Origin of the sequence: Cytobacillus gottheilii, assembly GCF_900166665.1 — a bacterium.
GTDB lineage: Bacteria > Bacillota > Bacilli > Bacillales > Cytobacillaceae > Cytobacillus > Cytobacillus gottheilii_A.
The window spans coordinates 2,804,367-2,816,139 of the sequence record NZ_LT800494.1 but is presented as its reverse complement, the minus strand read 5'-3'; the positions used below and the strand labels follow the sequence as shown (position 1 = coordinate 2,816,139).

The window sequence follows — 11,773 nt, the reverse complement described above, 5'->3', positions numbered from 1 at the left end:
TTACGGTGCCGGTCACTTTGTAATCATGTCCATGGAAATAGAACAGAAGCGTCCCGAGGAGGGTTTTGTTTTGCATCAAACGACTGAGGAGCAAATGTCTTGGCAAAATTGGGTAAATGTACGGGATCCAGAAGCTGGCGACTATCTTGTAAAGAAATATATGCCGCTAGTCAGTTATCATGTACAGCGCATATCTGCCACACTGCCTAAAAATGTCTCAAGAGATGATATTAAAAGCCTTGGATTAATGGGTCTTTATGATGCCCTGCAGAAATTTGATCCTGCACGGGACTTGAAATTTGATACGTATGCTTCTTTTCGAATTAGAGGAGCCATTATAGATGGATTAAGGAAAGAAGACTGGCTTCCTCGAAGTACAAGAGAAAAAGCGAAGAAAATAGAAGCAGCCTCTGAAAAGCTTGAACAGCAGCTCATGCGCAATGCAAGCATTGAGGAAGTCGCAAGAGAATTGGATATGCCCGTTGAAGATGTGTATTCATCTGTCAATGAACAATTCTTTTCCAATCTATTATCTATTGATGAACAGCCAAGTGATGATGATCATGAAGGCTTTTCACATATGATTAAAGATGAAAAGGCATTAATACCTGAGCAAAAGGTTTTAAAAGATGAAGCATTAAATGAAATGACTCAATTAATTACAAATCTGAATGACAAAGAACAGCTTGTTCTGAGTCTCTTTTATAAAGAGGAATTGACCTTAACAGAAATTGGTGAAGTGATGAACTTATCAACCTCCAGAATCTCTCAAATCCATTCTAAAGCCATTTTCAAGTTAAGAAAAAGCCTCGATAAAGTAATATAACTGATTTATAGCCTGTATATTCAGCAGAAAATGGTATAATATCCCCATTAAAAGTGGATTGAGACAAATGCGCTTTTAAAAGCATCATTTGCTTGAAATCCACTTTTTTATTTTACATAAGAAAAACCTTCATATGCAAAGTGTATACTGAATTTGTGGAATAACTTTATCATTTCACTAGAGGAAGTGAGAGTGTTGAGTCTTAAGGCAATTGAAATGCAGGTAGCTCTTCCTAGAACACAGGATGCGGGCAAGCTGCAGGAACAGCTGCAGCAAAGAGGTCAGGTGATGAATGATATCGCCTCTCAAGCCTCCTTGAAGGAAGAAGAGCGGAAAAGAAGATCAGTGATTGAAAATGGAGAGACAACCTTCGTATCATTATCTGACAAGGAGCAAAATGAACAGCAGCAGCCGCAATCTAATCACAAGAAGAAGCATAAATTAGAAAAAGAATCTCATCCTTATAAAGGACAGCTAATTGATTATAGCGGATAGAGGGTATTAAAAATGACAGTAATGCTATTAGTTTTAAGCCTTTTCTTAAACATATTGGCCTTTGTGGCGATTATAACTTTGTATTTGAGACAGTCGCGTCTGATTGAAAGTGAAAAAAAACAGGCAAAAGCTACAGAGGAAATGGAAGACATTATTTCCACCTATTTAACGCAAATGAAGGAAGAAAACGATGAGTTTTTACAAAAGCTTTCTGATCTGAGCAATTCTAATCACGTCCGCACAACCTCTCTAGAAAAAAATACAGCAGTGAAACCCGACACTAGAACATCGAAAAATGAACGGAAGACAGAGCCAAAAGCCAAATCAAGCACCAAACCTAAAACAGATCAGAAGACAGAAGCGGGAACGAAAGCTGAAAAAGTTCAGAAGACAGCACAGGGTGCCAAATCTGAAATTAAACCAGCAACAGAACCAAAACCTGATCCGAAATCAGAATCCAAAACAGAGCTCGAGGACCCGGCTGCTTTTCAAACAAGAATCGGCAAGGTCGCTGCATATCAAGCGGCGAAAGTTTATCAGCAATCGAAAGAAGCCATAGACACTAAGAAGACAGTAAATCACGAACAAAAAGAACCATTCATCCAAGCGGAATCTGATAAGGCTGACCTGCCAATTGCCAAAGGTCAGCAAGAAATGCCTAAATCCCAGCAGCCAACCCTACTAAGCCAGGTGCTGGTCTTAAAGAATCTTGGACTTTCGAATGAAGAGATCGCCAAAAAGCTCAGCAAAGGAAAAACAGAAATACAGCTATTGTTGAAATTTCACGAAAAACAACAAGAATAACTTGAATATGCAGGATGATTATGCTATATTAACAAATGGTGTTATTACACACGCTTATTGATTTAGTCGAATGGTGCTGTATAACAGTTGGCGGCTAAAGATGATATAAGCGGAGGAAATCAAAACCATTAGGAGGAAACACACATGTCAGTAATTTCAATGAAGCAATTACTTGAGGCTGGTGTACATTTCGGTCACCAAACTCGCCGCTGGAACCCTAAGATGAAAAGATATATTTTCACTGAGCGTAACGGCATCTACATCATCGACCTTCAAAAGACTGTTAAGAAGGTTGAAGAAGCGTACAACTTCGTTAAGGAGCTTGCTGGAAACGGCGGAACAATCCTTTTCGTAGGTACAAAGAAACAAGCTCAAGATTCTGTTAAAGAAGAAGCAATCCGTTCTGGTATGTACTATGTAAACCAGCGCTGGCTTGGTGGTACTTTAACAAACTTTGAAACAATCCAAAAACGTATTGCACGTTTAAAAGATATCGAGAGAATGTCTGAAGATGGAACTTTCGAAGTGCTTCCTAAGAAAGAAGTTGTTCAGCTTAACAAAGAGCATGAGCGCTTAGAAAAATTCTTAGGCGGAATCAAAGATATGAAAGGTCTTCCTGATGCATTGTTCATCATTGACCCTCGTAAAGAGCGCATCGCAGTTGCTGAAGCACACAAATTAAACATCCCTATCGTTGGGATCGTTGATACAAACTGTGATCCGGATGAAATCGATGTAGTTATTCCTGCAAACGATGACGCAATCCGTGCTGTTAAACTATTAACAGGCAAAATGGCAGATGCTATTCTTGAAGCTAAACAAGGCGAAGAAGTAACAACTGCTTAATTAAACACTCTAAACGGCTTGTTCGGCTTGATGCGGAGAAGGTCAGCAGGACAAAGATTTGTCCTGCCTCCTTTTCCCGCAGGTTAAGCCGTATCAAGTGAACATGATGAAAAAGTGGATCACTCCACTGGATTACATTTAAAAAGGTGATAACAGGGAGCACCCTTTTATCACCTTTTTTTCAAGAGATTCAGCCATCTTTTCTTGCGAAAAATTCTAAATTCGTTTCACAGCAAGAATAAATGGAAATGATAAAATTACATACTTCAATTTTTAAGGAGGATTTCATAATGGCGATTACTGCACAAATGGTAAAAGAACTGCGTGAAAAAACAGGCGCAGGTATGATGGATTGTAAAAAGGCTCTACAAGAAACTGATGGTGATATGGAAAAAGCGGTTGACTTCCTTCGTGAAAAAGGGATTGCAAAAGCTGCTAAAAAAGGCGATCGTATCGCTGCTGAAGGTTTAACAGCAATTAAAGTTGAAGGCAACGAAGCTGTTCTTCTTGAAGTAAACTCTGAAACTGATTTCGTTGCAAAAAACGAAGGTTTCCAAACATTAGTTCAAGAGCTTGCTGATCACCTTCTTTCAAGCAAACCTGCTACAGCTGAAGAGGCAGTAACTCAAACAATGGCAAACGGTGCAACTGTTGAATCACACATCAACTCTGCAATCGCTAAGATTGGTGAGAAGTTATCTCTTCGCCGTTTCTCTGTATTAACAAAAACAGATAACGATGCATTCGGTGCATACCTTCACATGGGCGGACGCATTGGTGTGTTAACGGTTCTTGAAGGAACTACTGATGAAGATGCTGCGAAAGACGTTTCTATGCACATTGCTGCATTAAACCCTAAATATGTATCTCGTGATGAAGTATCTGCTGAAGAAGTTGAGCGTGAGCGTCAAGTTCTTACTCAACAAGCATTAAATGAAGGCAAGCCAGAAAACATCGTTGCTAAAATGGTTGAAGGCCGTTTAAGCAAGTATTTCGAAGATGTTTGTGTAAACGATCAAGCGTTTGTTAAAAACCCTGATCAAAAAGTTGGCAAGTTTGTTGAATCTAAAGGCGGTAAAATCCGTGAATTCGTTCGTTTCGAAGTTGGAGAAGGAATCGAAAAACGTGAAGATAACTTCGCTGAAGAAGTTATGAGCCAAGTGAAAAAATAATTTGCATTGATGCAAATCTTGAAAACTCAGGGAACACGTTGTGTTCCCTGTTTTTCAAGACTTTTTTCTAAAATAGCATGTATTTCTTAGTGGAAAAAGAATGTGGAGGTTTTTATGAGCGCGCCTAAATATGAACGTGTTGTATTGAAATTAAGTGGTGAAGCTTTAGCAGGTGAGCAAGGCTTCGGGATAAATCCATCCGTTATTAAATCGGTTGCAGTTCAGGTAAAGGATTTGGCTGAGCTTGGTGTTGAAGTCGCTGTAGTTGTGGGCGGCGGAAATATCTGGCGCGGTAAGATCGGTGAAGAGATGGGCATGGACAGAGCCAATGCTGACTATATGGGCATGCTGGCTACGGTCATGAACTCACTTGCACTTCAAGATAGCCTTGAGCAGCTGGGAATTGAGACGCGTGTACAAACATCCATTGAAATGAGACAAGTTGCAGAACCATACATACGCAGAAGAGCGATTCGTCACCTGGAAAAGAAACGTGTTGTGATCTTTGCAGCTGGTACAGGCAATCCTTATTTCTCCACTGACACAACGGCTGCCTTGCGTGCTGCTGAGATTGAAGCAGAGGTTATCCTTATGGCTAAAAACAATGTGGATGGTGTATACTCAGCAGATCCGCGCGTTGATAAAAATGCAAAAAAATATGATGAGCTTTCATATCTGGATGTCTTAAAAGAAGGTCTGGCTGTAATGGATTCTACAGCATCTTCTTTATGCATGGACAATAATATACCACTAATTGTGTTTTCAATCATGGAAGAGGGCAATATTAACCGCGCTGTGATGGGTGAACCAATTGGAACAATTGTAAGGGGGAAATGATAATGACAAAGCAAACCATTGATAATGCAAAAGAGCGTATGACAAAAGCAATTGGAGCTTACACACGTGAATTGGCGTCCATTCGTGCCGGAAAAGCCAATGCATCCTTGCTTGATCGAGTAACGGTCGATTATTATGGAGCACCAACTCCAATCAATCAGCTGGCTGGTGTATCTGTTCCTGAAGCTCGTCTTCTTGTTATTCAGCCATATGATAAATCTGTTCTAGGTGAGATTGAGAAGGCGATTCTAAAATCTGACCTTGGCTTAACACCTTCAAACGATGGCAGCATTATTCGATTAGCCATTCCACAGCTAACCGAAGAGCGTCGTAAAGAACTAGTGAAACTTGTTAAAAAAGAAGCTGAGGAAGCAAAGATCGCGATTCGTAATATCCGCCGCGACAGCAATGATGATCTGAAAAAGAACGAAAAGAGCGGTGAGATTACTGAGGATGATCTTCGCGGTTACTCAGATGATATTCAAAAATTAACAGATGAATACATCAGTAAAGTTGACAATATCACAAAAGATAAAGAAAAAGAGATTATGGAAGTTTAATCACTTCGCAAATAGTGTTAAAGAGGCTGAGTCAAAGTATTCAGTCTAGTGATACATCCGAATGATTAGAAAACAACACTTTCTAATCATTCGGTTTTTTTATTATTGCTTTTAAAATGAAATTTGCCATTCCTGAGTAAGATGGAGTATACCTCTCAACTTCTGCGCTTCATAGAGGAAGCGATGAGGCACGCTAGTGAAACTGCGACGAGAAGGCCAGAGCACTGTGATACCGTGAGAAAACAGTCTCAGCAGCGGAACGGGCTCCTTTATCAACTTAACGGATAGTATGGTTATTTGTATTAGGCGATGGACATTTTAGTCTTGTCCCACCTTTTTTTTACACGATGTGATATAAACCGCAAATAGAAACAGCTGTTTTTTATCCAATTCATGAAATTTTTTTAGCATAGATGAATAGAAAACATCCTTTACGCGTAATTTTTAAAGATAAAACCATAAAAATTTGGTATGATAAAAAAAGCTTTTAAAAGCTGAACAATTGAAACATAATGGTGATACCGCATTTTTATATATTATTTTATTTGCGATTGAATTTAGCCTATAATAAATAGGATTATTCCTTTCAGCATTTTGATCATCATCAATCCTTTTAGGAAACATGAATATGACGTAAGTTTACTGAAGGCAAGTACCCTATTTTAAAGGAGTATATATATGTTCGATAAGATGAAGTTTTGGAAGAATAACATCAGCTCTTCCAGTTTGAGAGAACGAGCAGATAAAATACAGGAAGGTGCAGTTCCTTCACATGTTGCCATCATCATGGATGGAAATGGAAGATGGGCTAAAAAAAGAGCGCTGCCAAGAGTAGCAGGGCATCATGAAGGAATGAAAGTTGTTCGGAAAATTACTCGTTTTGCGAATCTACTAGGGATCAATACACTGACCCTTTATGCTTTCTCAACTGAAAATTGGAAGCGTCCTAAATTGGAAGTTGAATATTTAATGAAGCTCCCAGAAGAATTTCTAGGTACCTTCTTGCCGGAGTTAATTGAAGAAAATGTGCAGGTTCGTATGATTGGAGATAAAAATCTATTGCCCAAGCATACTTTAAACGCAATAGAAAAGGCTATGAATGAAACAAAAGATAATGATGGCCTCATTTTAAATTTTGCTATGAATTATGGAAGCAGAGCTGAAATCATCAATGCAGTTCAGAATGTCTTAAAAGATTGTAAAAGTGGTATAATAGATGAAACTCAGCTTGATGATGAACTGTTCTCAAAATATTTAATGACAAGTGAATTATCGGATCCGGATTTGTTAATTAGGACTAGCGGTGAAATTCGTCTGAGCAATTTTATGCTATGGCAGCTTGCTTATTCTGAATTTTGGTTTACGGATGTTTTATGGCCGGATTTTACAGAAGAGCATCTGACTGATGCAATTGAAGCATTCCAAAGTCGTCAAAGGCGTTTTGGAGGAGTATAATAAAGGATGTTGAATAAACAATGAAGCAAAGAAGTATTTCAGCAGTGGTTTTTGTCGCAATTTTATTGCCTATCGTCATCTTTGGAGGACTTCCTCTTACCGTTTTTACGTATATAATCGCAACAGTTGGCCTCTATGAACTCTTAAAAATGCGCCATTTACATATTTGGTCTGTACCTGGAGTCCTATCGACGTTATTATTATGGACCATCTTATTGCCGGCTGAGTATCAATATATTTTAACCAATTGGAATAGCTCACGCTTTGATATAATTATATTGTTTCTTTTCTTATTTCTTACCTATACTGTTGTATCTAAGAACAAGTTTCATTTTGATGATGCGGGTTTTGTCATTTTGTCCGTTTTATACATAGGGGTAGGATTTCATTTCTTTATTGAAACAAGATTTGCTGATAATGGTCTTATTTTTATTTTTTATTCCTTGTTTCTTATGTGGGCAACAGACTCTGGAGCCTATCTGATTGGAAAAGCGATTGGGAAAAGAAAGCTGTGGCCGGAAATTAGCCCAAACAAAACCATAGAAGGATCACTCGGCGGGGTGGTTTGTGCATTAATTGTCGCCATTTTATTTATGGTCTTTACTGATTTAAATATTTCAGCAGTCCAACTGATTGTTATGACCGTTGTATTGTCTGTTTTTGGACAAGTGGGCGATTTAGCAGAGTCTGCATTTAAACGTCATTATAGAGTGAAGGACTCTGGCAAAATCATGCCTGGACATGGCGGTGTACTGGACCGCTTCGACAGCTTGCTGTTTGTTTGGCCATTAATACATTTACTGCATTTCATTTAAAGTGCTAGCATGGATTGATAGGAGAGGTAGAGTTGAAGCATATTAGTTTAATGGGAGCTACCGGTTCAATCGGTACTCAAACATTGGATGTGTTAAAAGAGCATCCTGAGGAATTTAGATTATCGGCATTTTCTGTCGGCAAAAATATAGATCTGGCTAGAAAAATCATTGTTGATTTTCAGCCGGAACTTGTATCAGTAGCAGAAAAAAATGATGCAGAAGTTCTGAAAAGTGAATTTCCCGGCATATCTTTTACATATGGACAACAAGGGTTAACAGAAGTGGCCGTTTATCATAAAGCGGATGTGTTAGTAAATGCGGTCCTGGGAAGTGTGGGCTTAGAGCCGACATTGCAAGCGATCGAGGAAAAGAAAACCATTGCAATTGCTAATAAGGAAACACTTGTAACGGCAGGACATCTTGTCATGGATGCTGCGAAGAAGCATGGTGTGTCCTTACTTCCAGTGGATAGTGAGCATTCTGCTATTTTCCAAGCATTACAAGGTGAAAAAGAGAAAAATATAGAAAAACTGATTTTGACAGCATCAGGCGGCAGCTTTCGTGATAAATCCCGGGAAGAACTTAAGCATGTGACAGTCGAACAAGCTTTAAACCATCCCAACTGGTCGATGGGCGCAAAAATTACGATTGACTCTGCATCGATGATGAACAAAGGACTCGAAGTCATTGAGGCCCACTGGCTGTTTTCAATGCCATATGAAAAAATTGAAGTATTGCTACATAAAGAGAGCATCATTCATTCTATGATTGAATTTCATGACAGCAGTGTTATGGCACAGCTTGGAACACCGGACATGAGAGTGCCCATCCAATATGCGCTGACGTATCCGGATCGTCTGCCTCTAGCTTCAGCAAATCGCTTGAATTTAGCTGAAATTGGCCAGCTCCACTTTACAGCGATGGATTTCAGCCGGTTCCGCTGTTTGCAGCTGGCATATGATGCAGGCAAAGCTGGGGGAAGCATGCCAACAGTTTTAAATGCTGCAAATGAAGCAGCAGTAGCCGCCTTTTTAGAAGGGAAAATATCATTTCTGCAAATTGAGGAGTATATTGATCGGGCATTACAAGCCCATCAGCATATTGCCAATCCAAATTTGGCTGAGATTAAGTCAGCTGATGCTGAGGCAAGAAAATATGTGGCTTCTCTCATTTAAAAATACGTCACCTGGATTCAATTGAGGGCGTTATAGAAAAGGTGGTTAAATCTTGAGTACAGTTATTGCCTTTATCGTTATTTTTGGAGCATTGGTTTTTTTCCATGAATTAGGTCATTTGATTTTTGCGAAGAGAGCAGGAATTCTGTGCCGTGAATTCGCAATTGGATTTGGTCCTAAAGTGTTCACGCATAAGAAAAATGATACCGTGTATACCATTCGTCTTTTGCCAATCGGAGGTTTCGTCCGAATGGCTGGAGAAGATCCAGAAATGGTGGAAATTAAACCAGGCTATCGGGTTGGACTTTTATTTAACGATAAAAATGAAGTAGAAAAATTGATTCTCAACAGAAAAGATAAATATCCGGATGCACGCATTATTGAAGTTGAAGAGGCTGATCTTGAGCATAAACTTTTTATTAAAGGCTATGTGGAAGGTGAAGACGAAGAATTACTGCAAACCTTCCAAATAAACCGAAAAGCAATGATCGTCGAAGATGCGGTTGAAACGCTCATCGCTCCATACGATCGTCAATTTGCCTCAAAGACACTTCCGCAGCGAACAATGGCCATTTTTGCAGGGCCGATGATGAACTTTGTCCTAGCTTTTGTCGTGTTTGTCATTATTGCTTTATTGCAGGGCATGCCAACAAGCGACCCGGTTTTAGGAAAGTTAACAGCTGATGGTGCAGCGCAACAGGCCGGCTTAATGCAAGGGGACGTTGTTCATAGTGTGGATGGAGCGGAGGTATCAACATGGGAAGATATTGTTGAAATTATTCGTGTAAGTCCGAATGAAGAAATTGATTTTCATATCGACCGGAATGGCGAGGAGCTAACGGTTCCAGTTACACCAGCTCTTCAAGAGGATGAGACAGGTTCACGCGGTGTCATAGGCGTTTATCAGCCTATGGAAAAATCACCGTTAAAATCAATTGTTTATGGTGCACAGGAAACATATAATTGGACAAAACAAATTTTTGTCATCCTTGGAACAATCCTGACAGGCCAATTCTCGATTGATGATTTATCGGGTCCGGTTGGCATCTATGTATCAGTTGATACAGTTGCTCAAACAGGGATCTATAATCTAATGAAGTGGGCCGGCATTCTAAGTATCAACTTAGGTATTATGAATCTCCTGCCAATTCCTGCGTTAGACGGAGGAAGATTATTATTCTTCGCAATTGAAGCAGTCAGAGGAAAACCTTTGGACCGCACGAAAGAAGGAATGGTCCATTTTGTCGGCTTTGCCTTATTGATGCTGCTGATGATTGTGGTTACATGGAACGATATTCAAAGATTCTTTTTATAAAGCTCTTTTCTCTAAAAGTTTGTTGTTTTTGAATAAGTTTCTATTGATAACAGACTAGTTGATTGGAGCAGAAGGTGANTGTATTGTCTGTTTTTGGACAAGTGGGCGATTTAGCAGAGTCTGCATTTAAACGTCATTATAGAGTGAAGGACTCTGGCAAAATCATGCCTGGACATGGCGGTGTACTGGACCGCTTCGACAGCTTGCTGTTTGTTTGGCCATTAATACATTTACTGCATTTCATTTAAAGTGCTAGCATGGATTGATAGGAGAGGTAGAGTTGAAGCATATTAGTTTAATGGGAGCTACCGGTTCAATCGGTACTCAAACATTGGATGTGTTAAAAGAGCATCCTGAGGAATTTAGATTATCGGCATTTTCTGTCGGCAAAAATATAGATCTGGCTAGAAAAATCATTGTTGATTTTCAGCCGGAACTTGTATCAGTAGCAGAAAAAAATGATGCAGAAGTTCTGAAAAGTGAATTTCCCGGCATATCTTTTACATATGGACAACAAGGGTTAACAGAAGTGGCCGTTTATCATAAAGCGGATGTGTTAGTAAATGCGGTCCTGGGAAGTGTGGGCTTAGAGCCGACATTGCAAGCGATCGAGGAAAAGAAAACCATTGCAATTGCTAATAAGGAAACACTTGTAACGGCAGGACATCTTGTCATGGATGCTGCGAAGAAGCATGGTGTGTCCTTACTTCCAGTGGATAGTGAGCATTCTGCTATTTTCCAAGCATTACAAGGTGAAAAAGAGAAAAATATAGAAAAACTGATTTTGACAGCATCAGGCGGCAGCTTTCGTGATAAATCCCGGGAAGAACTTAAGCATGTGACAGTCGAACAAGCTTTAAACCATCCCAACTGGTCGATGGGCGCAAAAATTACGATTGACTCTGCATCGATGATGAACAAAGGACTCGAAGTCATTGAGGCCCACTGGCTGTTTTCAATGCCATATGAAAAAATTGAAGTATTGCTACATAAAGAGAGCATCATTCATTCTATGATTGAATTTCATGACAGCAGTGTTATGGCACAGCTTGGAACACCGGACATGAGAGTGCCCATCCAATATGCGCTGACGTATCCGGATCGTCTGCCTCTAGCTTCAGCAAATCGCTTGAATTTAGCTGAAATTGGCCAGCTCCACTTTACAGCGATGGATTTCAGCCGGTTCCGCTGTTTGCAGCTGGCATATGATGCAGGCAAAGCTGGGGGAAGCATGCCAACAGTTTTAAATGCTGCAAATGAAGCAGCAGTAGCCGCCTTTTTAGAAGGGAAAATATCATTTCTGCAAATTGAGGAGTATATTGATCGGGCATTACAAGCCCATCAGCATATTGCCAATCCAAATTTGGCTGAGATTAAGTCAGCTGATGCTGAGGCAAGAAAATATGTGGCTTCTCTCATTTAAAAATACGTCACCTGGATTCAATTGAGGGCGTTATAGAAAAGGTGGTTAAA

At 39.7% G+C, this 11,773-nt stretch carries 12 protein-coding genes and 1 pseudogene; all 13 read left to right on the top strand.

Annotated elements, in window-relative coordinates; genetic code table 11:
* Positions 1 to 70 precede the first annotated feature (70 nt).
* Entirely contained in the window at positions 71 to 826 is a 756-nt protein-coding gene (locus B7E07_RS13890; RefSeq protein WP_373886056.1) for a FliA/WhiG family RNA polymerase sigma factor, read from the top strand.
* Between the two features lie 153 nt (positions 827 to 979).
* Positions 980 to 1,321 (top strand): hypothetical protein, encoded by a 342-nt coding sequence (locus B7E07_RS13885; RefSeq protein WP_257391455.1) that lies wholly within the window; start codon positions 980 to 982, stop codon positions 1,319 to 1,321.
* Positions 1,322 to 1,333: 12 nt separating this feature from the next.
* A complete protein-coding gene (locus B7E07_RS13880) occupies positions 1,334 to 2,125 on the top strand; it encodes a hypothetical protein (RefSeq protein WP_080846425.1) in 792 nt (263 codons plus the stop codon).
* Positions 2,126 to 2,269: 144 nt separating this feature from the next.
* Positions 2,270 to 2,971: a 30S ribosomal protein S2 gene (gene rpsB, locus B7E07_RS13875; protein ID WP_080846424.1), complete on the top strand. Its 702-nt coding sequence runs from the start codon at positions 2,270 to 2,272 to the stop codon at positions 2,969 to 2,971.
* A 290-nt stretch (positions 2,972 to 3,261) separates the two neighbouring features.
* Positions 3,262 to 4,143, top strand: a complete 882-nt coding sequence (gene tsf / locus B7E07_RS13870) for a translation elongation factor Ts (protein ID WP_080846423.1) — start codon at positions 3,262 to 3,264, stop codon at positions 4,141 to 4,143.
* Between the two features lie 114 nt (positions 4,144 to 4,257).
* Entirely contained in the window at positions 4,258 to 4,980 is a 723-nt protein-coding gene (gene pyrH / locus B7E07_RS13865) for a UMP kinase (protein WP_080846422.1), read from the top strand.
* A gap of 2 nt (positions 4,981 to 4,982) precedes the next feature.
* A complete protein-coding gene (gene frr, locus B7E07_RS13860) occupies positions 4,983 to 5,540 on the top strand; it encodes a ribosome recycling factor (RefSeq protein ID WP_080846421.1) in 558 nt (185 codons plus the stop codon).
* Positions 5,541 to 6,218: 678 nt separating this feature from the next.
* Positions 6,219 to 6,995 carry an isoprenyl transferase gene (locus B7E07_RS13855; protein ID WP_080846420.1) on the top strand — a complete coding sequence of 259 codons (777 nt, stop codon included), beginning with the start codon at positions 6,219 to 6,221 and terminating at the stop codon, positions 6,993 to 6,995.
* Between the two features lie 20 nt (positions 6,996 to 7,015).
* Positions 7,016 to 7,810, top strand: coding sequence for a phosphatidate cytidylyltransferase (locus B7E07_RS13850; RefSeq protein WP_080846419.1), 795 nt, complete (start codon positions 7,016 to 7,018; stop codon positions 7,808 to 7,810).
* Positions 7,811 to 7,842: 32 nt separating this feature from the next.
* Complete coding sequence (locus B7E07_RS13845; protein WP_080846417.1) at positions 7,843 to 8,985, top strand: 1-deoxy-D-xylulose-5-phosphate reductoisomerase; 1,143 nt, start codon at positions 7,843 to 7,845, stop codon at positions 8,983 to 8,985.
* A gap of 52 nt (positions 8,986 to 9,037) precedes the next feature.
* Positions 9,038 to 10,300: an RIP metalloprotease RseP gene (rseP, locus tag B7E07_RS13840; RefSeq protein ID WP_080846416.1), complete on the top strand. Its 1,263-nt coding sequence runs from the start codon at positions 9,038 to 9,040 to the stop codon at positions 10,298 to 10,300.
* Positions 10,301 to 10,383: 83 nt separating this feature from the next.
* A pseudogene (locus B7E07_RS13835) lies at positions 10,384 to 10,548 on the top strand (phosphatidate cytidylyltransferase); the annotation flags it as partial.
* 32 nt (positions 10,549 to 10,580) lie between these two features.
* The gene (locus B7E07_RS13830; RefSeq protein WP_080846417.1) at positions 10,581 to 11,723 is read left to right on the top strand and encodes a 1-deoxy-D-xylulose-5-phosphate reductoisomerase; all 1,143 of its coding nucleotides are present in this window, start codon (positions 10,581 to 10,583) and stop codon (positions 11,721 to 11,723) included.
* Positions 11,724 to 11,773: the final 50 nt, after the last annotated feature.

Coding starts and splice junctions, on each gene's coding strand:
- B7E07_RS13880 (WP_080846425.1), top strand. CDS start 1,334: ATGACAGTAATGCTATTAGTTTTAAGCCTTTTCTTAAACATATTGGCC.
- rpsB (WP_080846424.1), top strand. CDS start 2,270: ATGTCAGTAATTTCAATGAAGCAATTACTTGAGGCTGGTGTACATTTC.
- tsf (WP_080846423.1), top strand. CDS start 3,262: ATGGCGATTACTGCACAAATGGTAAAAGAACTGCGTGAAAAAACAGGC.
- pyrH (WP_080846422.1), top strand. CDS start 4,258: ATGAGCGCGCCTAAATATGAACGTGTTGTATTGAAATTAAGTGGTGAA.
- frr (WP_080846421.1), top strand. CDS start 4,983: ATGACAAAGCAAACCATTGATAATGCAAAAGAGCGTATGACAAAAGCA.
- B7E07_RS13855 (WP_080846420.1), top strand. CDS start 6,219: ATGTTCGATAAGATGAAGTTTTGGAAGAATAACATCAGCTCTTCCAGT.
- B7E07_RS13850 (WP_080846419.1), top strand. CDS start 7,016: ATGAAGCAAAGAAGTATTTCAGCAGTGGTTTTTGTCGCAATTTTATTG.